Origin of the sequence: Dyella psychrodurans (assembly GCF_003363265.1) — a bacterium.
Taxonomy (GTDB): domain Bacteria; phylum Pseudomonadota; class Gammaproteobacteria; order Xanthomonadales; family Rhodanobacteraceae; genus Dyella_B; species Dyella_B psychrodurans.
Genome location: NZ_QRBF01000004.1, coordinates 265,698 through 291,338, shown reverse-complemented (window position 1 = coordinate 291,338; position 25,641 = coordinate 265,698). Strand labels below are relative to the sequence as shown.

Annotated in this window: 22 protein-coding genes; 2 read left to right on the top strand and 20 right to left on the bottom strand. The window is 58.4% G+C overall.

What is annotated here, in order from left to right; all coding sequences use genetic code 11:
• Nucleotides 1–162: 162 nt before the first annotated feature.
• From DWU99_RS12730 to DWU99_RS12720, 3 genes are read right to left on the bottom strand one after another with little or no spacing between them, the layout of a single operon-like run.
• Complete coding sequence (locus tag DWU99_RS12730; RefSeq protein WP_233511101.1) at nt 163–1,650, bottom strand: efflux transporter outer membrane subunit; 1,488 nt, start codon at nt 1,648–1,650, stop codon at nt 163–165.
• Nucleotides 1,647–4,823: an efflux RND transporter permease subunit gene (locus DWU99_RS12725; RefSeq protein ID WP_115478427.1), complete on the bottom strand. Its 3,177-nt coding sequence runs from the start codon at nt 4,821–4,823 to the stop codon at nt 1,647–1,649. Before DWU99_RS12725 ends, DWU99_RS12730 begins: the two co-directional genes overlap by 4 nt.
• Nucleotides 4,820–5,959: an efflux RND transporter periplasmic adaptor subunit gene (locus tag DWU99_RS12720; protein WP_233511099.1), complete on the bottom strand. Its 1,140-nt coding sequence runs from the start codon at nt 5,957–5,959 to the stop codon at nt 4,820–4,822. Before DWU99_RS12720 ends, DWU99_RS12725 begins: the two co-directional genes overlap by 4 nt.
• 136 nt (nt 5,960–6,095) lie before the next feature.
• Between DWU99_RS12720 and DWU99_RS12715 the strand changes: the two genes are divergently transcribed.
• Nucleotides 6,096–6,713, top strand: coding sequence for a TetR/AcrR family transcriptional regulator (locus DWU99_RS12715; protein ID WP_115478522.1), 618 nt, complete (start codon nt 6,096–6,098; stop codon nt 6,711–6,713).
• A 3-nt stretch (nt 6,714–6,716) separates the two neighbouring features.
• Here DWU99_RS12715 and DWU99_RS12710 read toward each other — a convergent pair whose 3' ends face one another.
• The 5 genes from DWU99_RS12710 to cyoA form a co-directional block, all read right to left on the bottom strand.
• On the bottom strand, nt 6,717–7,487 hold the full coding sequence (locus DWU99_RS12710; RefSeq protein WP_233511097.1) for an SURF1 family protein: 771 nt from the start codon (nt 7,485–7,487) through the stop codon (nt 6,717–6,719).
• A 95-nt stretch (nt 7,488–7,582) separates the two neighbouring features.
• Nucleotides 7,583–7,978 carry a cytochrome o ubiquinol oxidase subunit IV gene (gene cyoD, locus DWU99_RS12705; RefSeq protein WP_115478426.1) on the bottom strand — a complete coding sequence of 132 codons (396 nt, stop codon included), beginning with the start codon at nt 7,976–7,978 and terminating at the stop codon, nt 7,583–7,585.
• On the bottom strand, nt 7,975–8,613 hold the full coding sequence (gene cyoC / locus DWU99_RS12700) for a cytochrome o ubiquinol oxidase subunit III (protein ID WP_115478425.1): 639 nt from the start codon (nt 8,611–8,613) through the stop codon (nt 7,975–7,977). Before cyoC ends, cyoD begins: the two co-directional genes overlap by 4 nt.
• Entirely contained in the window at nt 8,606–10,579 is a 1,974-nt protein-coding gene (cyoB, locus tag DWU99_RS12695) for a cytochrome o ubiquinol oxidase subunit I (RefSeq protein ID WP_199535796.1), read from the bottom strand. The genes cyoC and cyoB overlap by 8 nt, the downstream gene beginning before the upstream one ends.
• A gap of 57 nt (nt 10,580–10,636) precedes the next feature.
• Nucleotides 10,637–11,716, bottom strand: coding sequence for a ubiquinol oxidase subunit II (gene cyoA / locus DWU99_RS12690; RefSeq protein ID WP_233511095.1), 1,080 nt, complete (start codon nt 11,714–11,716; stop codon nt 10,637–10,639).
• Nucleotides 11,717–11,755: 39 nt separating this feature from the next.
• On the opposite strand from cyoA, the gene DWU99_RS12685 reads away from it, so the two are divergent.
• Nucleotides 11,756–13,087 carry an MFS transporter gene (locus DWU99_RS12685; RefSeq protein WP_115478423.1) on the top strand — a complete coding sequence of 444 codons (1,332 nt, stop codon included), beginning with the start codon at nt 11,756–11,758 and terminating at the stop codon, nt 13,085–13,087.
• Nucleotides 13,088–13,199: 112 nt separating this feature from the next.
• Here DWU99_RS12685 and DWU99_RS12680 read toward each other — a convergent pair whose 3' ends face one another.
• From DWU99_RS12680 to DWU99_RS21405, 12 genes are all read right to left on the bottom strand, one after another.
• On the bottom strand, nt 13,200–13,586 hold the full coding sequence (locus DWU99_RS12680; RefSeq protein ID WP_115478422.1) for a hypothetical protein: 387 nt from the start codon (nt 13,584–13,586) through the stop codon (nt 13,200–13,202).
• 159 nt (nt 13,587–13,745) lie between these two features.
• Complete coding sequence (locus tag DWU99_RS12675) at nt 13,746–15,755, bottom strand: hypothetical protein (protein ID WP_147292927.1); 2,010 nt, start codon at nt 15,753–15,755, stop codon at nt 13,746–13,748.
• A gap of 321 nt (nt 15,756–16,076) precedes the next feature.
• Complete coding sequence (locus tag DWU99_RS12670; protein ID WP_115478420.1) at nt 16,077–17,744, bottom strand: XVIPCD domain-containing protein; 1,668 nt, start codon at nt 17,742–17,744, stop codon at nt 16,077–16,079.
• The gene (locus tag DWU99_RS12665) at nt 17,741–18,334 is read right to left on the bottom strand and encodes a hypothetical protein (RefSeq protein WP_115478419.1); all 594 of its coding nucleotides are present in this window, start codon (nt 18,332–18,334) and stop codon (nt 17,741–17,743) included. Before DWU99_RS12665 ends, DWU99_RS12670 begins: the two co-directional genes overlap by 4 nt.
• A 23-nt stretch (nt 18,335–18,357) precedes the next feature.
• A complete protein-coding gene (locus DWU99_RS20815) occupies nt 18,358–18,675 on the bottom strand; it encodes a hypothetical protein (protein WP_147292926.1) in 318 nt (105 codons plus the stop codon).
• Between the two features lie 72 nt (nt 18,676–18,747).
• Nucleotides 18,748–19,254 (bottom strand): DUF4189 domain-containing protein, encoded by a 507-nt coding sequence (locus DWU99_RS12660; RefSeq protein WP_158543286.1) that lies wholly within the window; start codon nt 19,252–19,254, stop codon nt 18,748–18,750.
• A gap of 42 nt (nt 19,255–19,296) precedes the next feature.
• The gene (locus DWU99_RS12655; RefSeq protein WP_115478417.1) at nt 19,297–20,367 is read right to left on the bottom strand and encodes a TrbL/VirB6 family protein; all 1,071 of its coding nucleotides are present in this window, start codon (nt 20,365–20,367) and stop codon (nt 19,297–19,299) included.
• A gap of 86 nt (nt 20,368–20,453) precedes the next feature.
• On the bottom strand, nt 20,454–21,215 hold the full coding sequence (locus DWU99_RS12650; RefSeq protein WP_115478416.1) for a TrbJ/VirB5 family protein: 762 nt from the start codon (nt 21,213–21,215) through the stop codon (nt 20,454–20,456).
• Nucleotides 21,216–21,232: 17 nt separating this feature from the next.
• Nucleotides 21,233–23,713, bottom strand: coding sequence for a VirB4 family type IV secretion/conjugal transfer ATPase (locus tag DWU99_RS12645; protein WP_115478415.1), 2,481 nt, complete (start codon nt 23,711–23,713; stop codon nt 21,233–21,235).
• A 56-nt stretch (nt 23,714–23,769) separates the two neighbouring features.
• Nucleotides 23,770–24,087: a VirB3 family type IV secretion system protein gene (locus DWU99_RS12640; protein ID WP_115478414.1), complete on the bottom strand. Its 318-nt coding sequence runs from the start codon at nt 24,085–24,087 to the stop codon at nt 23,770–23,772.
• A complete protein-coding gene (locus DWU99_RS12635; protein ID WP_425476815.1) occupies nt 24,080–24,631 on the bottom strand; it encodes a TrbC/VirB2 family protein in 552 nt (183 codons plus the stop codon). The genes DWU99_RS12640 and DWU99_RS12635 overlap by 8 nt, the downstream gene beginning before the upstream one ends.
• A 115-nt stretch (nt 24,632–24,746) precedes the next feature.
• Nucleotides 24,747–25,640 (bottom strand): lytic transglycosylase domain-containing protein, encoded by an 894-nt coding sequence (locus DWU99_RS21405; RefSeq protein WP_115478413.1) that lies wholly within the window; start codon nt 25,638–25,640, stop codon nt 24,747–24,749.
• Nucleotide 25,641 lies beyond the last annotated feature (1 nt).

Below are 25,641 nucleotides of genomic sequence, written 5' to 3'. Positions count from 1 at the left end.
ATGAAAGAGGCCGCGAGCTGCTCCTCCCCCTGCGAAGCAGGGGGAGGTTGGGAGGGGGTAACGCTCTTGCTTCGCATAAAGGCTTCACCCCACCCCCGCCCTCCCCTGCTGCACGCAGGGGAGGGAGTGTGATGTGCCTGGCTGGCTTTTAACGCTACGCGATCATTTTGTTGGATGCTCTTGGCGATTCGCTGCCAGCACGGCGGAGGGCGGCACGCCCATGGCCTGGAACAGCGCTGCTGTATCAGCAAGCCGGGCCGCGCTGGCGCGGATTTCCCCAAGCCTTGCGTTCTGCAGCTGCTGTTCGCTGAGCACTGTCGTCGGGTACGAAACAGCTCCGAGCCGATAACGCACATCGACATCCTTGAACGATTGTTCCGCCGACGTTGCCGCCAACTGGGCCGACTGCAACGCCAACGCATCCTGATCCAGCGCAGTCAGTGTGTCGGCGACATTCTGGAAGGCATTGAGCACCGTCTGCTGATACTGGGCAATCGCCGCGTTGTAGTTCGCAATCGCCGCCTTGCGTTGCGCGATCAGCGCGCCACCGTGAAAGATCGGTTGCGTCAGCGACGCGCCTGCGCTCCAGACCGAACCCGCACCCGTAAAGAGCATGGCACGATTGAACGCCGCCGAACCCAGGGATGCGGACAGCGAAAGATGCGGAAACAGATTGGCGGTAGCCACGCCAACCTGCGCCGATGCCGCATGGACGGACGCCTCCGCGGCCAGCACATCCGGCCGTTGCTGCAGCAGTTCGGAGGGCACGCTGACCGGCACATCCGCCGGCAGATGCCATTGCGCAAGGGTGAGGTTCGAGGGCGCCTGATCCGGCGTGCGTCCCATCAGCACCGCCAAGGCATGTCGGGCGCGCAAGGCCTCCGCGCGCAAGGCAGGCAATGACGCATCGAACGTTGCCGCCTGCTGCTGCGCCAGCAACAGGTCGTCGTGCGACACGGCACCGAGCCGATAACCGCGCTCGGCGATATCCGCCTGCTGGTGCGCCAGCACCGACAATCGCTCGCTGGCGTCGAGCTGTTCCGACAACGACGCCGCATTGATCGCCGCCGTCACGATGTTGGCCGCCAGCGCACGTCGTGCCGCGTCGAATTCATACGACTGCTGATCGACCTGCGCCGCGGTCTGCTCGATCCCATGTCGCGTGGCGCCGAACAAATCGAAGGTGTAGCTCAATTGCAGCTGGCCGGCGTAAACGTCGTAGAGATTGGTGGGCGGACCGATTTGCGGAAAACCCAAGGCACGTTGCCGGCTCGCCTGCGCACCGCCATCCAGGGACGGCAGCATGTTTTGCCCGACCTGGGCGCGCAGCAGCTGATGTGCCGCTTCAAGCGTGTGCCTGGTCGCCGTCAGCGAGGGATTGTTGTGCAAACCCTCTTCGACCCAGCTATCGAGCGTGTCGCACTGATACAACCGCCACCAGTCCGGCACGGGTCTTTCGCCGAGGCTGAAGCGTTGCGCCACGCCATCGGCCGTCGCGCTCTGTGCCGGTGTCGGCGCTACCGCGTAATGCTGCGGCGACGGTGAGGCCGGCGGTTTCGCAGGCGGTGCGAATGCGCATCCCGATAAAGTCAGCGCTGTGGCCAAAGCGGCCATCGCGTGCGTGGGTCGAGCGATCTTTTCAGTCTTCATGCCACAGCCTCCGGTTCCGGCGCCGGCTCGTCGGCACGCACGCGGAACCACGCCGCGTAAAGCGCGGGCAGATAGAACAACGTGAGTACGGTCGCGACGGTAATGCCACCCATCAAGGCCGTGGCCATCGGACCGAAGAAGTTGCTGCGCAACAGCGGAATGAGCGCCAGCACCGCCGCGGCAGCCGTGAGCGTAATGGGACGGAAGCGCCGCACCGTGGCACCGATGATGGCCTCCCAACGCGGATGACCCGCGCCGATGTCCTGTTCGATCTGATCGACCAGGATCACCGAGTTGCGCATGATGATGCCGAACATTGCGATCGTGCCGAGCATGGCCACGAATCCGAAGGGCTTGCCGAACAGCAACAGCGCACTGATCACGCCGATCAATCCGAGCGGCGCGGTCAACACCACCATGAAGGTGCGGCCCATGCTTTGCAGCTGGATCATCAGCAGGGTCAACACCGCGATGACCATCAGCGGCATCTGTGCGTTGATCGAACCTTGCGCCTTTTCGTTCTGTTCGACGGAGCCACCCACTTCCACGCGATAGCCGACCGGCAAATGGCTGCGAATATCGGCCAGTTTGCGGTCCACTTCGTTGGTGACATCCAGACCTTGCGCACCGTCGAGCGTATCCGATTGCACAGTGATCGACGGCTGCCGGTCGCGTTCCCAGATCACGCCGTATTCGAGGCCGTAGCTGACGTGCCCGATTTGCGCCAGCGGGATCGCGGTGCCGTTGGGCGTGGGTATCGCCAGACGTTCGATCTGGTCGGGATGGATGCGATCGCCCTGCTCGCTGCGCAGATCGACGGCGATCAGCTTGTCGCGCTCGCGGAACTGCGTCACCGTGGTGCCCGACAGATTCATCGCCAGGAAGTTGGCGACATCCTGCGAGCTGATGCCGAGCTGCCGAGCCTTGTTCTGGTCGACCTCGAATCGCACCGAACGTTCGGCAGGCTCATCCCAGTCGAACTGCACGTTGGTGGTGTGCGGATTCGCGCGCATCACGGCGGCCACCTGCTCGGCGATCTCGCGCACTTTTCCAATGTCATCGCCATCGACGCGGAACTGCACCGGGAAACCCACCGGCGGGCCGTTCTCCAATCGGCTCACGCGCGTACGAACGGCGCTGAAATCCTGTTTCAGCACGCCATCCAGGTACGTCGCGAGGTGTTCGCGCTGCTCGACATCCTTGGCCGTGATCACGAACTGGGCGAAGTTGGGTTGCGTCAGCTGCTGATCCAGCGGAAGGTAGAAACGCGGCGCGCCGCTGCCGACAAAGCTCACGTAGCTGGCGATTTCCTTTCGTCCCTGCAAGGCCGCTTCGAAACGCTTGGTCTCGCGCAGCGTCGCCGCGATGGACGCGCCTTCCGGCAAGCGCAGATCGACCAGCAACTCCGGACGATCGGAACTCGGGAAAAATTGCTTAGGCACCACGCCAAAGCCGGCCAGCGCGACGAAGAACAACACCACCGTCGACGCCAGCACCACCCAGCGATGGCGCAGGCACCAGTCAAGCCAACGCCGGAAGCGGCGATAGAAGGCGGTGTCGTAGATCTCGATCTCGTCGCCGTTGTGCACGATTTGCGCCGCTTTCTTGATGCGCGCTTCGCGCCACGACGGCGGCAGGAAGCGCGCCCACCACTCCTGCCCCGGCTTCGCGCGCTCATGGTGCTCGGGCAGCATGTGGTAGCCCAGCAACGGGATGACGATCACCGCGGCAAACCACGACACCAGCAGTGCGATGGCGGACACCTCGAAAATCGAACGCGTGTATTCGCCCGTGCCCGACTTGGCCAGCGCAATCGGCAGAAAGCCTGACACTGTCACCAGCGTGCCGGTCAACATGGGGAACGCCGTGCTGGTGTAGGCAAACGCGGCGGCGCGCACACGTCCCCAGCCCTGTTCCAGCTTCACCGACATCATCTCCACCGCGATGATCGCGTCGTCGACCAGCAGACCCAGGGCCAGCACCAAGGTGCCGAGCGACACCTTGTGCAGGCCGATGCCGAAGATATCCATGCACAACGCGGTGGCCGCCAGCACGAACGGAATGGAGATCACCACCACCATGCCGGTGCGGAAACCCAGGCTGAGCAGGCTCACCAGCAGAACGATGGTCACCGCTTCAGCCACGGACTCGAGGAAGTCGTCGACCGAATGCGAAACGGCGCGCGGCATGCTGGTCACGTTGGACAGCTTGAGTCCCGCAGGCAGGCGCTTCTGCAGTGTTTCCGTCGTCTGATCCAGCGCCTTGCCCAACTGGATCACGTCGCCGCCTGGCTGCATCGTGACGCCGATGCCCAGTACCTGATGCCCCATGAAGCGCACCTGTTCGGTCTGCGGGTCGTCGTAGCCGCGACGGATCGTGGCGATGTCGCCCAGCCGGAAATTCCGGCCGTTGATGCGCAGCAAGGTATCGGCCAGTGCGCGCTCGTCTTCGAACTGGCCGCTGGGTCGCACGAACACGCGGTCGTCGGCAGTGGTCAGCACGCCCGTGTTCGCCACTGCGTTTTGCTCGTTGAGCGCCTGCCCGATCTGCTGCGGGCTGATGCCGAGCTTGGCCAGCTGCACATTCGAAATATCGATGTAGATGTGCTGGTTCTGGTCGCCGAAGTAATCGACCTTGGCGATGCCCGGCACACGCAACAGTTCGGCACGCAGCTGGTCGGCGTAATCGTGCAACTGGGCCGGCGTGAAACCGTCGCCTTCCAGTGCGTAGATGTTGGTGTAGACGTCGCCGAACTCATCGTTGAAGAACGGACCTTGCACACCCTGCGGCAATTGCGCGGTGATGTCGCCGACTTTCTTGCGCACCTGGTACCAGGTTTCCGGCACGATCGAGGCGGGCGCCGAATCCTTGATGTTGAAGAAGATCAGCGATTCGCCCGGCCGCGAATAACTGCGCAGAAAATCGATGGACGGCGTTTCCTGCAGCTTGCGCGCGATGCGGTCGGTGACTTCCTCCTGCACCTGCTTGGCGGTGGCGCCGGGCCAGAAGGTCTGGATCACCATCACCTTGAAGGTGAACGGCGGATCTTCCGACTGCGAAAGATTCTTGTACGAGAGCATGCCGAACAAGGCGATCATGCCCATCAGGAAGAACACCAGCGACTGATGCCGCAGCGTCCACGCCGAAAGATTGAAGCGGTCTCCCGTGCTCATTGCGGCGCGTCCTCGGGATGCGGCGGCGCGATCGGCGCGACTTTTTCGCCGACGGAAACGGTGTGCACGCCTTGCATGACGATGCGCTCGCCTGCTTTCAGGCCATCGCTGATCATCACATCGCGTTCGCCGTAGCGCACGACCGTGATCGGGCGCAGTTCCAACGTGGAGTCGGCGGGGCGAACCACCCACACGGCCGGATGCTCGTTCTGATGGAACAACGCCGTAGCGGGAATGCGCACCATCGGCCCGGCCGCTTTTTGCGCCTGCAACGTGACATCGGCAGTCATGCCTAGTTGCAGCGCGGCGGCAGACGGATCCAGCGTGAGCTTCACCTGGTAGGTGCGCGATTGCGGATCGGCCGAAGGCGATATCTCGCGCACGCGCGCCGCGAACGTGCGGCCCGGCATGGCCGGCAACGTCATCGTGGCCGATTGGCCCACGGCGATGCCGTCGATGCGGCTTTCCGGCACATCCACGTAGACCTCGCGCTCGCCCGACCATGCATAACCGAACACCTGCTGCCCTGCGGCGAGCACCTGCCCCACGTCGGCCTCGCGGCTGGTGATCACGCCGTCGTGATCGGCAACCAGCGTGGTGTAGCGCGACTGGTTCTGCGCCAGGTCGAGCTGCTGCCTGGCCTGATCGCGCGCGGCAAGCGCCGAGGCGTAGGCATCCTGCGTCTGCTCCAGCTGCAGCTGGCTGATCAGGTTCTGTTTGGACTGCGCCTCGTCGCGGTCGCGCTGCTGGGTGGCGAACAGCAGGCGGTGCTCCGCGGCATCCAGCGCGGCCTTGGCCGAGGTCAGCTGGTCGGCGGTGTCCTTCGGGTCGAGTTGGGCCAGCGGCTGGCCTTTCTTCACCGCATCGCCCGTGTTGACGTTACGCGTCGCCAGCTGGCCGCCGATACGGAACGACAGCGGCATCTCGTAGCGGGCGTGAATCTCGCCAGGGAAACGACCGCTGGATTGACCATCGGCCGCCTGGACGGGCAGCGCGATCACCGGCACGCCGGCATGGGATTCGGGCGCTTTCTGGCTGCATCCGGCAAGCAGGACCAAGGCCGCGATCATGGCGATGGGAAGCCGGGCGCGCGAAAGCGCAAGCCCGCGTGGCGGGGGAAGTTTTCGGTAATTCACAGGCCACTCCTGGGGACGGATGGGGGTGTCGGCGGCCGTTTCTGCCGCAATACAAGATCGAACTCTAATACATATTTGTATCTGAATGCAAAATAGAATCGAAATGCATGCGCCATCCGTCGTGGTACCATGGCGCATGCCACGTAAACGACTGACCCGTGAGGAATCCCGCGAACAGACCCGCCTGCGCCTGCTGGACGCGGCGGCGGTCGTCATTGCCAAAAAGGGGCTGCCCGCGACTAGCGTGGAAGACATCGCCGAGCACGCCGGCTATACCCGCGGCGCGTTCTATTCGAACTTCAAGAGCAAGTCCGACCTGTTCATCGAACTGCTGAAGAACGATCACCAGAGCATTCAGCTGGACCTGCAGCAACTGCTGGACGCCGATCTCTCCGATGAAGATCTGCAGCGGCAACTGACCCAGTTCTACAGCCAGTGCTATCGCGATCACACCAGCTACGTGCTGTGGGCCGAAGCGCGCCTGCACGCCGTGCGCGACGCGAAATTCCGCCAGCGCCTGAATGTGCTGTGCCTGGAAAAGCGCGACGTGATCGCCTACTTCATCACCGAGTTCTGCAAGCGGATGAAAAGGCCGCTGCCGGCCCCCGCCCCCGATCTTGCCCTGGCGATGATGGCGCTGATCGACGGCACGCTTTATTTCAACATCACCATGCCCAACGAAATGACGGACGCCAGCGTCGAGTCAGCGCTCGGCACGATCTTCGCTGCGACGTTCTTCGGGTCGCGCGGCTGAGTTTCAGCCGCGTTTAGTGCTACGAAGACGATATTCGTCGTAACCCACATAGATGCTGGCGACCAGCGTCATCAGTGCGAGCAGATACCAGGTGATCAGGTAGCTGAGATGATTGTTGGGGAAGTTGAGGATGGTTTTGCCACCCTCGGGCCATGATGGCTGGTTGCCATGAGGCGGCGCCGCATCGGCATCAACGAAATACGGTGCCACGTTGCTTAAGCCGCGCGCAGCTGCCATGGCCGCCACGTCGCGCGTATACCAGCTGTCGTGTGCTGGATCGTTGTGACGAAGAAAGCCTTGCGGCTCGGACATGCGCAACAAGCCCGTGATCGTCACTTCATCCGTGGGCCCGGCCGCACAATGCCCGTCGCGTCCGCACCAGTCGGTCGGCGCATAACCGCGATTGATCATCACGATGGTTCCGTCGGCCATGCGCAGCGGCGTCATCACCCAGAAGCCGCTGCCTTCGTCGGTCGCCGTCCACACGAACGTCTGCCGATCGTTAAGCAAGACGCCGGAAAGCTGCACATGCCGGTATTCGTCGGCATCCGCCGTGACGTGCGCCCATTCGTTCGGAGCCGGCGGCGCCACCGGCGCGGCATGCACGCGCTGCTCGACGTGTGCGATCAGTGTCGTCTTCCACGCCAGGCGCCGGACCTGCCAATTGCCCAGCGCGATAAAGCCGGCGAAGACACACGCCGCGACGACGGCAAGCAGGGTCAATGCAACCGGGCCGCGTGGACCGCGCGCGGCATCCTCAGTGGGAGCAATCACAACATGAAACCTCAAGGGTGCTGCCCGTCATGGCCACCTTCGATGGCATGACGGGAACGTTGACCCGGCGATGATCACATACGCCGAGCATCCCGTCACGGCTGGTTGCGCGCGTCCTGCATCGTCCAGGGCATCATGTTGTCGTTGAGGTGGTACATGATCCAGATCGATCCGCTCAAGGTAATGACCACCAGCACCACCGTGAACACGAAGGCCAGCATGTTCCAGCCGCCTTCGGACTTGGTGCTCATGTGCAGGAAGTACACCATGTGCACCACGATCTGGATGCCCGCCAGCAGCAGAATCAGCGCGTCGGCCGGACCGGTCTTGGCGAACGCGCCGCTCATCACCAGCCAGAACGGAATGAAGGTGAGAATGGCCGCCAGCCCGAAGCCGGTCATGTAGCCTTTCAGCGTGGCATGGATCGCACCGACGCCGTCGTGATCATGATCGTCATCATGACCGTGCTGCGTATCCGCATGCTCGCTCATGACAGCACTCCCATCAGATAGACAAAGCTGAAAACACCCACCCAGATCAGATCCAGGAAGTGCCAGAACATCGACAGGCACATCAGGCGGCGCTTGTTGGCGGGAATCAAGCCTTTCTTGCCCACCTGCACCATCAGCGTGACCAGCCAGATCAGGCCCGACGTCACGTGCAAACCGTGCGTGCCCACCAGGGTGAAGAACGAAGACAGGAACGCGCTGCGCTGCGGACCCGCGCCGATCGATATCAGATGCGCGAATTCCTTCAGCTCCAGCCCGATGAATCCGGCGCCGAGCAAGCCGGTAATCGCCAGCCACATCATCATCATGCCCTTGCGATTGGCCTGCATCTCCAGCACGGCAAAACCGTAGGTGATCGAAGAAAGCAGCAGCAAGGTGGTATTGACCGCGACAATGGGCAGCTCCAGCACTTCGGATGCCCTGGGACCGCCCGCGTATTCGTGCCCCAGCACGCCGTACGCGGCAAACAGGCAGGCGAAGATGAGGCAGTCGCTCATCAGGTAGATCCAGAAACCGAGCAGCGTGCCATTAGGTACGTGATGCTCGCCTTCCACGTGGAAGCTCAGTGCCTTCGACGCACCGTTATCCGCCGTCATGCTGATCGTTGTACTAGACATGGCTGGCCAAGAGCTCCGTGCGGGCTGCCTCGACGCGCGCCACTTCATCGACTGGGATGTAGTAGTCGCGCTCGTAGTTGAAGGTATGGGCGATGGCGGTGGTCAGCAGCGCGACGAACGCAATGATCGCCAGCGGCCACATGTACCAGATCATCGCGAAACCGAACACCGTGGCGAAACCGGCCATGATGATGCCGGCGCCGGTGTTCTTCGGCATATGGATCGGAAGATAACCCTGCGACGGCCGCTGATAGCGATGCTGCTTCATCTGCCACCACGCATCGTTGTCATTGATGAGCGGCGTGAAGGCGAAGTTGTATTTCGGCGGCGGCGACGAGGTGGACCACTCCAGCGTGCGCGCATCCCACGGATCGCCCGTGACATCGCGAAGTTTTTCGCGGTCGCGGAAGCTGACATAGAACTGCATCAGCATGCTGAGGATGCCGAGCAAAATCAGGAACGCACCGAACGCGGCAATCACGAACCATTTCTGCAGATCGGGATTGTCGAAATGGCTGAGCCTGCGCGTCACGCCCATGAAGCCAAGCACATAAAGCGGCATGAAGGCAAAGTAGAACCCGATCACCCAGAACCAGAACGCGCACTTGCCCCAGAATGGATCAAGCCGGAAACCGAAGGCCTTGGGGAACCAGTAATTGACGCCGGCGAACATGCCGAACAGCACGCCGCCGATGATCACGTTGTGGAAGTGCGCAATCAGGAACAGGCTGTTGTGCAGCGAGAAATCCGCCGGCGGGATGGCCAGCATCACGCCCGTCATGCCACCGATGACGAAGGTGATCATGAACGCGACCGTCCACATCATCGGCACTTCAAAATGAATGCGCCCGCGATACATCGTGAACAGCCAGTTGAAGATCTTGGCGCCCGTCGGTATCGAGATGATCATCGTGGTGATGCCGAAGAACGAATTGACGCTCGCTCCCGATCCCATGGTGAAGAAGTGGTGCAGCCACACCAGGTAGGACAGCACGGTGATCACCACCGTGGCGTACACCATCGACGCATAACCGAACAAACGCTTGCGGCAGAACGTGGCCGTTACTTCGGAGAACACGCCGAACGCCGGCAGCACCAGGATGTAAACCTCCGGGTGACCCCAGATCCAGATCAGGTTCACGTACATCATGGCGTTGCCGCCAAGCATGGTGGTGAAGAAATTGGTGCCCGCGTAGCGATCCAGCGCGAGCAGCGCCAGCGCCGCGGTGAGCACCGGGAATGCCGCCACGATCAGCACATTCGTGCACAATGCCGTCCAGCTGAAGATCGGCATCCGCATCAGCGTCATGCCGGGCGCACGCATCTTGATGATGGTCGTAAGCAGATTCACGCCCGATAACAACGTTCCGACACCCGCAATCTGCAGTGCCCAGATGTAGTAATCCACGCCCGCGTCCGGGCTCGCCACAATATCCGAGAGAGGCGGGTACGCCAGCCAGCCCGTGCGCGCGAACTCGCCGACGAACAAGGAGATCATCACCAGCACCGCGCCGGAAATGGTCATCCACAGGCTGAAGTTATTGAGGAACGGAAACGCGACGTCGCGCGCGCCGATCTGCAACGGCATCACGAAATTCATGAGACCCGTTACAAACGGCATCGCGACGAAGAAAATCATGATCACGCCGTGCGCCGTGAAAATCTGGTCGTAGTGGAACGGCGGCAGATAGCCGGTGGAATGTCCGAACGAGATCGCCTGCTGCGCGCGCATCATGATGGCGTCGGAAAAGCCGCGCAGCAGCATCACCAGCGCAAGGATGATGTACATCACGCCGATCTTCTTGTGATCGATGCTGGTGAACCACTCGCGCCAGAGATAACCCCACAGCCGGAAGTACGTGACCGCACCCAGCAGTGCGAGGGCACCTAGCGCCACGACGATGAATGTACCCACCACGATAGGCTCGTGAAGCGGAAGCTGGTCGAGGGTGAGTCGACCAAAAATCAGCGTGGTTAGGTCGGGGTGAGCAAGCATCTGGGTACCCTTACATCGTCTTGCGGGTCACTGGGGATGGGACATCGGCGTGGCAGCCATGCTGTTCGCAGCACTGCCGGATTGCATCGCGCCGGTTTCGGCCGGCTTCGCATGGCGCATGCACGACATGCTGTCGGGCTGCACACAGTTGGTGAGAATGTCCTGATACAGCGTCGGATCGATATTCGCGTAGCGGTGCACGGGGTCGTTCGAACTCGGCGCCGCGAGCTTCACATAAGCATCACGATTCAAGGCATCGCCGCTGGCCTTGGCCTGGGCAACCCACTGGGCGAATCCGTCGTCGCTCACCGAGTGGAAGATAAAGTGCATGCCCGAGAAGCCTTCCCCACTGTAATTGGCTGAAAAACCTTCGAAATCCCCCGGCTTGTTCATCACCGCCTGGAGCTGGGTTTCCATGTTGGGCATGGCATAAATCTGGCCCGCCAACGCCGGGATAAAGAACGAATTCATAACTGACGAGGCAGTTATCTTGAACTGGATGGGTCGATCTACAGGAGCGGCCACATCGTTCACCGTGGCAATCCCCTGTTCGGGGTAGATAAACAACCATTTCCAGTCGAGCGCGACGACGTCGATCTCCAACGGTTTCGCGCTGGCCGGTACCGCACGGCCTTCCGAAAGGCGATCCAGCGGACGGAACGGATCGAGCTTGTGCGTGCTGACCCAGGTCAACGCGCCCAGCGCAATGATGATCAGGAGCGGCGCCGACCAGATCAGCAGCTCCAGCATCGTGGAGTGATCCCATTCGGGATCGTAGTGGGCATGCTTGTTCGAGGCCCTGTATCGCCACGCAAAAAGCACGGTAAGCGCGATCACCGGCACGATAATCAGTAACATCAAGATTACCGAATCGATGATCAAATCACGCTGCTGCACCGCTAAATCGCCGGATGGCGACATGATGACCGTATGGCACCCGGCTAGCAGGGCAACGGCAGGCAGTAACAGTCCTCGGAGAGCCTTCATGGACATGACCGGCGACGCAACCAAAAAGGGAAGGGATACTGCGCTAACAAGGTACGCCTCTGGGCAGGCAACACGCAAATACCCCGAATGGGTGTAGCGTTGATGAAGTGATAGTGCCATGCTGTTTCCGCCGCAAATACCCTCTTCCGAGTAACTACGATGTCAAGTACGTTTCAGGAGCAGCGCGATCCAGCCGGCTATACCGCTGACGAGCTCAGCCGCATACACGCCCATGCCAAAGTCGCGCCAGGTGAAATCGCCATTGGCGTAGTGATCGGACGAACTTCCGAATACTTCGACTTCTTTGTGTTCGGCATCGCGTGCGTGCTTGTTTTCCCATCGGTATTTTTTCCGTTCGAATCGAAGCTGGACGGCATCCTGCTGTCCTTCGCCATCTTTCCGCTTGCGTTTATCGCGCGCCCCATCGGCACCACGATCTTCATGGCGTTTCAACGACGCTGGAGTCGCGGCACCAAATTGACCATTGCACTTTTCTTGCTTGGCAGCTCCACAGCAGGCATCGCGTTTCTGCCCAACTTCGCCACCATCGGCAGCTGGGCAATCGGCCTGCTCGCGTTTTTCCGAATACTGCAGGGCATCGCACTCGGCGGCTCATGGGATGGCCTGCCCTCGCTGCTCGCCCTCAACACACCACCCGAGAAGCGCGGCTGGTACGCCATGCTCGGTCAGTTGAGCGCGCCGATCGGTTTCATGATCGCCACCGCGCTATTTCTGTTCCTGCACTCGCAACTCTCCAGCGACGACTTCCTCGAATGGGGTTGGCGCTATCCGTTCTTCGTCGCCTTCGCCATCAACGTGGTGGCGCTGTTCGCACGACTGCGACTGGTAGTGACGGAGGAATACACCCACGCGATGGAAGAACGCGAGCTGGAACCCATCGGCATCATCGACATGCTGCGCCGGCAGGGCTACAACATCTTCGTCGGTGCATTCGCCGCGCTGGCGAGCTACGCACTATTCCATCTCGTGTCGATCTTCCCGATCTCGTGGATCGTGCTCGGATCGGTGCAATCGGTAAACTCCGTGCTCGCCGCGCAAATCGTCGGCGCCGTCGTCGGCATGCTCGGCATCATCGCATCGGGTGTCATCGCCGACCGCATCGGCCGACGCACCACGCTCGGCACCGCCGCGATCCTTATCGGCATCTTCGCGCTATCCGCGCCATGGCTGCTCGGCGGCGGTCAAGCCGCGCAGGATGCTTTCATCATCGTGGGCTTCGCCTTGCTCGGCCTGTCGTATGGCCAGGCAGCGGGTAGCGTGACATCCAACTTCGAAATTCGGTTGCGCTACACCGGCGCAGCGCTCACCAACGATTTCGCATGGCTGATTGGTGCCGCATTCGCACCACTCGTTGCGCTTGGTTTGTCGACGCGATTCGGGTTGGTGGCGGTGAGCGTGTACTTGCTCTCTGGTGTCGCCTGCACCCTGATTGCGTTGCGCGTCAATCGCGCGCTTGCGGCGCGAGAATAAATAGAGCGCATTCGGCATAAGTTTTATGCCAAATGCGATCTTTGCATCGCAGCGCCAGATTTTCGCGAAGGCTCCATATTCGGTGATCCAGGGCGCTTAAAACGACCCTGCTTCAAGGATTTTTGGGATCACCGTGGTCATCTTCCTTCTTGGCTGCATTGAGTTTTCTCTCATACACGCCGTCACTGAGAATCGACGCGTCCATCATCACATTCACGAGTAATGTCCTGGACTCTTTCATCTGTCCGTTAACGCAGTACTCTTTTGCTCTTGCAATATTTTTTCTCTCTCGATCCATAATGGCTTGGTCGATATCTCCACTAGCCATTGCCTCCTGGAGCTGCGACCGAACAGCGACAAAATCTTCCGACGCCATGCAAGCATCCCCCTTGGACGAAAGGTCATGTTCGCCCACGATATAGAGCATCATTACAGTCACTACAATAAGCGTGGACATAGTTCCGACAGCAATCCCTATATAGCGAAAGACCTTTTTCATCTCTTCCTCGATGTGATTTTTTCAGGCACAAAACGCTAAATTTGAAGATATTCAGCTCAATGGATTCTTATTGCAGCAATCGGGATCATGGGTCAGTTGTCCGAAATCGCTGCAACGAATCCAAACGGAGTGCTGGAAACAGGTCTCCACCTTTGAGTGTCAATGCGCAGACAGGGAGTACGGCGCTGCCCAGTCCGCTTCGTAAGTGCCCGGTGTTTCCTCAAGCTTGGTGGCATTGACGGTCATCGGTTGATAGGTCGCCTTGGTCGTAAAATCAGCGACTTCGGGAAACTTGACGGCGGCCTCCGGAAAGATATGCAGTTCGCTGGGGCTCCCGGGGATGCGAAACAGCTTCACGGATTTGATGTTGCAGTCGATGAGGTTGTCACCGGCTTGATGACAGGCGTCGCTGTCGTACGCAACACTGTCTGGAATTGCCGTAAATCCATCAGTGACGATGATGGCACCCGGCGTTACGTCGAAATGGGCGAACGGTTTTGTAAATTTTATGGAGGCTGCGAGGCCTCCAGCGTAGCCCTTGTCCACCACTGATCGCCAACCACCTGGATCGCTCACGTGGGTCTCGTTGTGGTAGCTATTCTCCCACTGGGCGCAACCGATTACACTGCCACTTGTCTCTTCTATGGCGCATGATGAGCCATCGTAGACCTGCACGTTCTGGTACTGCGCATTGAACCATTGCTGGTGCGAGCTATATTCCACGTCGTTCGTCATGGCGAACGTGGCCATACCAAGTTTTGGCGCCGTCGTCCAATGCTTGGAGCTCAATGCGGGCAGCGTACTGTGGACTAGATCGTAGGTCACGCCGACCAGATCGTAGCGGCCCGGATCGATGATGTAGATCCCGTACGTGGTTTTGCGCGCATCTTCGCTTTGGATGTAGCCGAACAGCCCTTCACGGAACAAGGAGTACTGATCACCGACGTTGACGATGTTGTTTGCGTCGCCCGTTGAACGCCATACCAGGGTGGCCGTCTCGTCGAAACGGAAGGGCTGATGCATGGTGCCGCCAGGGGTGAGATCGCTCGGAAGAGCCTGGGCATATTTCGCATCCACATTGAGCATGGGTAGGAAGGCAATCGCCTTGCCTGCTTGTATCGCGCGCTGGTAGAGCGATCTCTTTGCCTGCGTCATGAGCTGGACTCCCTTGTCCATCTGCTCCTGCGCGGCCTTCTGCGGATTCTTAAAGGGATTGCGGAAGTACGAAGGCTTCTTCTCTTCCGGCGGCAGCACGCCGTTGGCGGCAATCGCGACCAGGGTGCAGGCAAGCCGACGCATGCGGTCCCGATTAATGCCTTGTTGCTCCTTGTTCGTGTGCACGGAGAAGGAAATAGCGTCCAGTGCAGCATCGAGATCGAGCCGTATGGTAAAGCCGCGCAGATCTGGCCCGCCGATGGAGAAACCGCCATCAAGCACTCCTGCGGCGTTGTCCAGCGCAATCGTCAGAGTCGCTTTCTTGCCGTGGATCGCACCGGTCGACAAGTGCATGATCTTCATCACGGAAGTGAGGCCTTTCAGATGTTCTATTGCGGAAGGAATGTCTATGGCCGAACCCAGCGACCAAGTGGAGAAGGTCTCGCCTTCGTCCGATGTGTCGCTGCCAATGAAATTGGCCATGCAGATGTCTGTGCTTTCCTGCGGCGACGGGGTGTAGACGAGCGGACGCGCTCCTCTATCGGCAACGTCGCTGGCGCTTACGCCGGCCTGAAGCTTGTTGAGCGTCGTGCACAAGTTGTCGCGGAGAGCGTCGGCCTTTGCCATCATGCCAGGTGGCAGCGTAGCGGCTATCGACACCTTGCCGGTTGCATCGGCTTGCAGGTGCACGTCGAAGCCGCGGGCGTTCACCGAGGCCAAGTGGCTGACGGTGAGTTCGCCGCCGTTACTCCCGTAGGACTCTCTCCCGATCTTGAGCCCTTGCTCTTGCGCAATCTGCTTGTACTGCGCCAGCGCATCGCGTGGCGCAAGTCCGGGCACGGTGCGAGACGTCGCGTAGGTGAGACCGCTGGTGGCGTCGCCAGTGTGAGTGAAGTTTGTCGTGCAGGCATCCTGAGCGTGCGCAACCAAGGGCGCGCTAAAAACAACGATTGATAATGCGAGAAACGACCATAAGCCTGCTAACTTCGATGTGCCGCAGATAAAGATTTTCATCGTTATATGTTGATCGCAAGTAAATTGAATGTGCGTGGTTACATTTCTTCGTCGATTGATAGGTGCGAGCGATGCCTAAGACCCTCACCCCGCTCAAAGCCGTAAGAACAAACCTGAACATACAAGTTGGCTGATACAGGGTTAAAGCAGTGATGCCTGGTAGTGGCGTAGGTGCCAAGTCTTGGATTGAGAGGCAACCTGCTGCCCTCGGGCCATGCAGAAGGTGTTGATCTGGTTCTGCTGCCGGATCGACGCGCATCTCGCCGGATCGCCGAGTCAGAGAAAGGAATGGCCGTATCCATGGCGCGCATGAGTTGTTTCCTAGCGAGTGAAGCCGTGGCTGGCTTGCTTCAAGGTTTCTTGCTGCTGGCTTAGTTGTCGCTCGTGCGCCTGCGCCTGCTCTATCTGCTTCTGCTGCATAACGTGCCCCCACTGCTGGCTGCTCTGCTCGATCGGTGTGTTTAACGAGGGCACCGTGGGGACGTCTGCATGCGTAGGCCTGAGAAATTCCTTCGTCCAGTCCGCGCTAGTGGGGGTAGGCTGCCGTGCGGCAATGGTTTCAGCATCGCGATGCAGGACCACTTCTTCGATCTGCGTGAGACCAACGCGGCGCGCGGCGACGACTAGTGCAGCGGCTAACTGGTCGCTACGCTGATCGGGTATGCGGCCGCATGCGGCGTCGAGTTTGTGCACACCTTCGCGGGCTTGCAGGTACATGGCGTGATCAGGATGCGTGGGGTCATCCAGGCGTTGCGGCAATGTCGAACTATGACTGATGGGCGGGCGCGCCATATCTGGTATGGCGCTCATGCTTTGGGAAACGTGGGACATGACCACGCCCTTGATCTGATCCGTCCCATGTGAAAGGTCTCGCGCAACCCATTGGGCGCCGTGCTCCAACGCCTCGCTACCCATCGCGCGGCCCACGTGGTCCAGGCCATGATTGACTTCGCGCGCGGCATCTTTGATCTGATCGGCTACGTATGCACCAGCTTGGTCGATGGCGCTTATGCTGAGCCATGCCGTGTGGGTGGTGGTATCCAACGCATGGCCCGTATTAGCCAAAGCGCGATGCTCGGCCAGCGTGGTGATGTGACGAGTCTTATTGAAATCGCCGTCCATAACGGCGGAGACAGCACCCATCGCGAGCTTGGCTGTCGTGACCTCCTTGTGTTGCAACTCCCATGGCAAGGAGAGTGTATTGGCGCGCAGGGCTTGCACGTCTTCGCGCAGCAGGTGTATGGCTTGAAGGTGCGCATGGGCGCGCGCCTCGTTTTCTGGCGAGAGGTCAGACGGCTTAAGGCTGGGGTTGTCGGGCGCGAAGTTGGCGATGGCATGAGCACCCCGGCTCAGCGCAGCCCAGGGATTACGTAGCGTGTCTGGCGTGGCCGCATCGACATAACCGGCTTTGCGCAGCGCATCAACGTCGTCTTGTGTAGCAAGCTCGACGACCTTGCCGAAATGATGGCTCGCGGCACTGACCATATCGGTGACGCGCACGTAGTTGATGACTTGCGTTCCACCTTGGGGGATGTCGTAGCCAAGGTCTACGGCGCCGTAGCTGTTGAAGGTGACGCCTTGCCAATGCATCTTGTGAGCGACAAGTTCAGTAAGCGTACCGCCGAGAGAATGACCAGCGGTTGTGATGGGTGGCAGCGCGTAGCTCTTGGAGGCAGCATCGGCCTCCGCTTTTTCCGTGACTCTTTGGGAAAAACGGATAGCATGAGGTATCTGCACGTTGATACCTTCCGTCACCATACCAACATCGGTAGCAATATCTAAAAAACTCAGCTCGGTGCCACGATGGACGACCACCACTTCATGGGTGTCCTCACGTTGATAAGCAACACCCTGATAGCCGGTGATGGGGTCACTGTAGTGATCAAGGACCGTATAGGAAGCATCACCCATAACAAGTTTCTGCTGATCGGTGTGTTCGTTGTAGCTATCCTTGCAGAGCAGTGCGTATTCCTTCGCAGTAAGCGTCACGGTGCAATGTCCTTAGGTGTTAGGGCTATTGAGAAAATGCTGTCTTGACGGTTAGGTGGGTATTTTGTTCGCCCCAACTCTCCGACCGAACCACGTTCTAAATCGTTGTTCAGGTAATCTTCTCGGACAAAATATGTTGTAACGGGTTTCTGGGCGGGAAGCTGCTCTGGATCCAAGTACGAAACCATCGTTAGCTTGTTGATCTTTAATTCAACGGTTGCCGCATTCAACGACCAATGGCACACCCCAAGCCCGAAGTAATCTTCGTCCTGGAAATAGCCCACGTAGACCGTTCCTCTGTAGACGTTGTTCGACATTTTCTGAAATATGATGCGCGGATCTGCTTTAGGCGAAAGTCGCAATGGGTTGAACGGACCACCCGTTTCTGGCACGCAATCTAAGTTGGTGACCTCGTATTGCATAAATCCACCCACCGAATCGAACGGTCCAGGTGCACCGTCGATGATCAACGTGATTTCGTAGGGAATCGGGTGTGGATTGAGCTTGGCGTCGACGTTCTGGGTGTCCTTGCAAGATGCAAGGAGCATGGTTGTCGAAAGTACTAGTAACGAAGCAATGAGTGCTTTCATAACCTCATCTCCCCCAAAGCGGATTACGCGTGACGAATCATGCGATCACTTGGCATAGATGGCGGTTTGACCATGGCCGAGCCGCCAGGCAGTCCCTGCGGAAATGCCCTTGGACATACGCGCGAAAACAGATTGGCCGAATAGGCATTGAAGCAATAGTTACTGGTAATGGTGTATGTGCCTAACTGAGCGCTGACGGGCTCCCAGCAGTCATTGGGAACGCCAACGGTGCAGAACAAAAAGGGATTGTTGCCGTAGTAAGGGATGAATTCGTAATAGCCTTGAGCCACGGCGCTTGTGCTGGCCGCAAGAAGCGACGTTAGACAGATGGCCTTTATCATATTGCGGTCCTTCGCGTTATTTTTGTGGCATACACCTTACAGGCCGTACTGACCTATCCACGATGCAATTATTCATCGCAACCATTTAGCCAAACTACAAGCGGTGTAAGTAGCGAGGCAATTGGTATCGCCAGACTCAGTGCATACTTTTTTTCCAATCTCTACAGCAGCATCAATTGTCGCGGCTCGAGTGGAGTTATGTCCGAAGTTGCCCTCCACGAGTGCAACGCACTGATTTGCGTAGGTGATCTCTACTCTGCATTGCAATCCACCGTTTGACACACATTCCTCAATCGCTGCACGTTTCGCTTCATTCTCGTCTGGCTTGTTTACAGCGGCTCCACCAGCATGATGCGCGAAGTCGGTCGCGAGCGCCCCCCATTGAGTTACCCAATGCGAAGTTTTTCCTTGATCGTACATAGCCCCACACGAAGGAACGCCATCAGGGCTTGGATACTGGCTCATGCCAGGCGGACACGGCCCCACTTGCTCCTGCGCGTGGAGAATTCCTGCTGAAAGTGGAAGTAGTAACACCACCAAACACATCCAGCCGAACAGCTTGCTTGCTACCACATTCATCAATGATGAGCTCCCGTACATATCAGGCTGCAATCCGAAGAACTACCCAAAAGCATTAGGTCGCCCCGATTTGATTCCATCCACAGGAGTCGGACCTGTATTACCTGACCAGCGTGCGGAATTGCCGTTATTGCCGGCAATTGTTCCCGTATTCGCTTGTGATGGTGCGCTCGGAGCTCTTGGCGACCCCGGAGGTTGCCCCTGCGGCCCCGGACTTCCGGATGAAGGATTGAATGCCGAGTAGTGCATAAAACCTCCCAACGTCCCCTGAAAGAAATTTGCGGTCATGGGTGGCACTGTGATGATCAAAAGCGTCAACAACATGCCAATACCGCCCTGCTCCAGCGCTTGATGTGACAAACCTTCAGTCATCCCGGGAGTGAAACTTGGAATGAGTGTCGCAGCCCACATGCCCGCTGCCACACCAGTACTAAGCTGGAGCACCATGGACGTGACGACGTTGAGTACCGCCAGCGAAAACAATGTACCGATGCCGTACATCAACCACTTGTGGAACAAGCTTTTGGTTTGCTCAAAAATCAGGCACAAGATGAATAACGGTCCGAGACCGATAAACAATGCAATCGTAAACTGATACATCAAAAGCATGACGGCGGCGGTCATGGGTGGCCCAGCGGTACCGAGCATAGTCATCAACGAGGCGCGATTCTTGTCATTGGCCGTATCGGGATCGGCGGCAACCCCATGCGCCAACTGCACCGAGTCGATAGCGCTCATGGCCACTTCGGTCAGCGCAAGATTTTTGTCGATGTCCTGGACGACGCTATCACTGCTCCCACTCACGACCTGATTGATTTCATTGCTGAGGTCACTTGTCAGGAAGGTATTCAGATTGGCTCCGAAAATCGACATGGAAGTCGCAACGGAGATGATGACCACGATACGCGCCATGTTAGCGACTACGGCCATCAGCGGTTCGCGTAACTGGCCGGTCATGATGCGATAGCCCGTAATAAGTATCCACAGCGTCACCAACACCAGGGCAATGCCTGCCACCCATGTCATCACGCGACCCATGAGGTCGCTCGCGAACGCGTTAATCTTGTTTGTCAGCCAAGCATAGATAAGTGTGAAGAAGACAAAATTGTTCATGTTAGATTTCCCATTCGCTTCATTGCCTTCTTCTTTCCATGTTGGCGTTTTCGCCGCGCTGAACAGATCCGAATGTGGACGCCAAATTACTGAATGCCCGACATGACGTTCTGAAATGTTGAGTCGGGCATCGCATCGCTCAGGATGGAACCGTTGCTTCCATTCAACGCCACGCGCGCCAAAATCATTTGCTGCTCTTCGAGCGTTTTGATGACGGCGTCATCGGCCTGCATTTGCGCTTGCCAATTGGACATTTGGGTGGCAAGGGCACTGCTATAGACCTGTGCTTGGTTATTGGCTCGCCCAGAGTCCGCCAGCGTGCTGACCGCCTGCCCCACCTGCTGGACCTGCTGAAACATAGTGTTATAGGTGTTCATTTGATTGAGCATCGCCACGGTCTTGTTATATTTGTCGACCTCCGTGGAGACGATCTGCGCGCAGATCTGCTGCTGACTCTGCGTTATGGACTGCGTCATGAACGAAGTGAGGTTGTTCATGACGTTTCCGAGCAGACCGTTGCCGGAAGCACCGGAGCAATTGGCCTGAATCAAGGAATTAGGGTCACTAATCGGCTGCAATTGGTTCGGCAGCAGTGACATGCCTGTGTTGAGTCCCTGGACGCTGGATAACAGCTGAGCGTATTGCTGTAATTCAGTTTGATATTGCTGAACGGTTTGCGCGAGCTGCTTTGCAAATCCAGCCACATTTGTCTGGATATTGGTCATGTCGATGACCGCCCATTGCGCGCTCGCTGAACCCGAAAACACACCGACTCCGCACGATATGACAAGCGCAATTCGCACCTTGCCAACACCGGAACACCTCTTCTTTTGCATCGTCTTTTTCATCGTTCATTCCTCCATCGTCACCGCAAGGACCGAGTCATCGAACTACCACCTACGGCGCGCGGCGTTTGGCTATGTGGCTTGCTCTTGCCACTACCCTTGCGGTTGTCATAGAACGCCTGCAGCCACTGCTCGGGTCGAAGATCGTCGATCTGGACACGTTCCGTCTCCGCACACTCCCTCAGCACAACATGCAGAATCTCGATGTTGTCGGTGGAAGCGGAGATGACCGAGAGTGCATCGTCCAGGCCGCGAAGATTCAGCTGGCACACGGAGGATGAATGACCCTGCTTGACGAGAAAGCAGCGTGAACGTTCGTCCAGGCTCACGACCACTTGATATTCCGCCTCGGTGAGCTTCAGTCCTTCGATATAGTCTTGGCGGCTGGCGTTGGGGTTGGGCAGAAGCACCATGGTCGCTGTCTGCTCGATCAGCGCCGCCGCGATGTCGCTGGCCAGCGCATCCTCCGGGCTTTGCGTGGCAAAAATGCCCAGGCCGTTTTGCTTACGTATGGTCTTCTGCTTGTTCTTGGCGAATTCCTTCAGGCCGCCTTTGCCATCCAGAATTTTCCAGAATTCATCCATCACGTAGATCAACGGACGGCCGTCGATCAACGCCTCCAGCCTGTGCAACAGGTAATTGATGACCGGGACGCGCACTTCCGGGTTATCGATGATCTCGGTGTAGTCAAAGCCGATGATGTTGGCTTTTTCCAGATCGATGGTGTCTACGGGGTTGTCGAAGACCCAGCCCAGCGAGTTGCCCGCTGTCCACTTGCGCAGGCGAACGAACAGGCCGTCGTCGCCCATATTGGGAAGACTCTTCTGGAAATTGGTCATGCTCCGCAAATGCGTGGGCGTGTCGAGCATGTTTTCGACGGCCCGGAAGATGTCTTCTTCCTCGCGGGCGCTGTAGGCGCTCTTGCCCGCCAGCACTTTAATCAGATCCGCAAGAAACTGAGCGTTCTCTTCGTTTTGCTCACAATGGAACGGGTTGAATCCTGTTGGCCGACCGTTTTCAAGCGCCAGATAGTTGCCACCACACGCGCGCACGAAAATCTCCGCGCCGCGGTCCTTGTCGAAAAAGAAAATGGTGGGTGATGGCTTGATCTTTTGCACTTGACTGAGCAGGAAGTTGATCAGCGCGGTTTTTCCGGTGCCAGACTTGCCGATGACCATCGTATTGGCGATGGCCTTCTCGCCCAGCGAGTTTTCCGCAGGGTGAGTGGCGTGAAAATTAAAATAGTACGGCTGGCCATTGGTGGTCTGTAAGACAGTGACGCATTCCCCCCAGGGATTATTCTCTTTCTTGCCGGTGGCGAAGTTATGAAGCGGCGACAGGCCAAGAAAGTTCAACGAACTGACGTTTGCCAGCCTCGTGCGAAACTTCCAGTTGGTGGGTAGCTGGGAATAAAACGAGGCCGCCACGGCAAGGTCTTCCTTGACGGAGACGAAACCTGCGTTGGAGAGTTCAGCGCGCGTAGAAGCCAGTTGCTGAGACAGGGCGTCCTGGCTGGAAGCATAGATAGCGAGGGTGAAGTGATATTCACCCAGCACAAAATTGCCGGACGCCAGCTGATCCATCGCGTTGTCGAGCTCGACGATCTGGCTGACAGCCTTGTCGCCGGAAGAAATCATCATGCCCTTCGTGCGCTCAAGCGCCTTGAGCGCGTCATGCCGCCCCATGGGGCTAAAGGAATGCGTGATGATGTACTCGAAATCCAGGTACTTCAGGCCATTCAAGATGCCCGGATAGGTGCCATCCGTGTATTCCTTTATATTGAGAATCGCGCCGAAATGGTTCGCGCCATCGGGCGTCGTGATGACGAAGTCGCCGGTCTTGCTCGAGAAGCGATGCTTGCTTACGGGTAGATAGTCATACACCGGCGCCTGCAAGACCGGCACTGGCTCATCGATGCGATTGAGCAGATAACCGAAGAACTCCAGCGTCTCGGAAAACACGATGCCGTTACTGGCCTCGTACATGCCCAAACGGTAGGGGGCGTAGTCCTTCAATACGGCCTCGACGTTTCCCGCCAGCTCCAGCACCTTCGCGATAGCCTGGCTTTGCTCTGCCTCCAGTCGACCGATATCGCTCGACTTTTCGACGAATCGCTTTCCGCTGACCGTCGGCCTGTAAATCATTGTCAGGTAAAGCTCGTTCTGCATGAGCTTCTGACTGGACAGTGCATCGAAGTAGGCGTCGGACAACTGCTGGTTGAACAAGTGATCAAACTTGCTATAGTCCTGGAGCCGTCGGCGACGGCGTATGTCGTGCACCCAGAACGCCACGTTTGTGAAGTCCGGCGCGCGCAGCGTCTGCAGCATGCGATTGAAGGTATTGTGACGGTGCTCGATCTCCCACTCTTCGCGTCCGACGAAGGGAAGTCCGCCCAAACGCCACGTCATGAGAAAGTCGCCACCGGTCGTCTTCAACACAGTAGGCGAAACGTGAGTGGAGACGGTGACGAAATAGCTAATGGGGGCGTCTGGACTGAACATAGTTGATGCTGCCGAGATGGATTGATGTGCCCTGCCGTGGCAGGGCGATGAGTTTTCTACCGGCCGACCTGTTTTTCTTTCTTTTGCCCGCGGTGATTGTTAGGCGTAAATATCCACAATCCATCGTTCTGCTGAAGGTTACGCACCCGTGTCCGAAACTGCAGACGCAGGCCAAGTAGACGAAAAATCATTTCGTCGCGCTTGGCCATCTGCCGCATCACGAAGATGACGGGCGGCAAGAGCAACAGATAGAAGAGATTGAAATACAACGCCATCAACAAGCACGCACACGCGCCCATGAAGAACGGGACATAGGGAACGCCCATGAACATGGGCGGGCGCGTGCAGCCGCGAAACAGCGCGTTCTTATGCATAGGCGGTCAGCAAATGCGCCACTGCCGCAACATGATCCAGCGCATGCGATGTCAATCCTGCGCTGCACGCGCTGCCACCCGCACTTCCGGCCAGGAATATCTTGGCGATCTGGCTGGCGGCGCCGATCAGGATCGCACCGATCAAAACCGGTGCCACCTCGCTGATGCGAGCGTGAGCGAAGGCAACCTTGTAGCCCGTGAAAATCACAGCGATGGTTACCACGACGATCGATACGGCGTTGAGGATGCCCTGCACATTGGTGAGAAATCCGCAGGTAGTCGTTGTCGTACCCGAGGTATCTCCCCCCTGCGCGAGTGCCAAGCCCGGCAAGATCATCACAGCTGCGATGATCGCGAACGTGAACATGTCGCTGAGCAAACGCTTGGATGGATGGCCAACGCCATAGAAAGAAACTTTTGGTGTCATCTTCGTAATTTCCTTATGCACGATTGAAAAGACGCGGCCATCGTTTGATTTCCGCTCCAGGGATAGCTGCTCGGCCCGGTTCCGGTTTGTTGGAGCGACCCCCATGACTTGTTTCATATCGGGTGCCGTCGCAGCAAAAATTTGAAATACGTATCTAGTCATTGAGACGCACCTGCACGCATATGCAGCCCCGCGGCCGGATGCTCGGACTGCTGCGTTGGCTGTGAGAGGCTCAAAAGACAAAAGCGCCATCGCTACCTCCTTGACGAAGATCAGCTGGATCGCTACCCGGCGGCTGGTTTACCGGGACCGTCATCGCATTCGTTTGTGCGTTGCGAGCCGGCGACGCGGATCCTGGCGATGGATCACTCGGACCACGCACCTGCGGCACGAATACGCCATCATTCCTGGCCGTGCTTGCGGGTGCTGATGGCGCTACAGTTTTACTCGGCGTTGCGGCGGCCTGCGCCGAGGATGGATCGGACGCAACCGTGATGATCGTCGGATTGAGTTTTACCGCAGCCACTGACGCAACCGTATCCAGCGCCACACTGCGCATCGCAATTCGGTAGGCCGCACTGTCAGCTTCCGCGATGGGTACGCTGATGGGTTCGCCGTGTACCAGTGTCCGTTCGGGAGTCTGCCGCAGGGGTATGGCAGCCGGCACGGACGTGGAGTTGGCGATCTGTAGGCTCTGGCCGATCGATTCGTACACCTTTTGCACGTAACCGTCGCGAAAACCTGTTACGAAATTGCCGGAGTAATAACAACTGAAGGCCTTGCCCCAATCGGCTCGCGCGCTTTCGTAGCACTCCGCCAAAATGCGCGAACCCACCGACAGGTTGAGGCACGGGTTGAACGCCTTCTCGTAGGACTCCAGCCCATACCTGACCAAGTTGTCATGATTGATCTGGGCGACGCCGACGGAAAAGTTGTAACCGTTGGACTCAAGCATTTTTACAGTCGCCAGTGCCTCGTCCAGGCTCTGAGGCTGGCGAACCAACTGACCATTGACCACGCCGATCGCATAGGGGTTGTAGCCGGACTCGACATCGACCACGTGATGCATGATCTCGACCGGGACCGCCAGGTTCGGGCACGTCAGCAATTCCATTCCAGTCAGCATC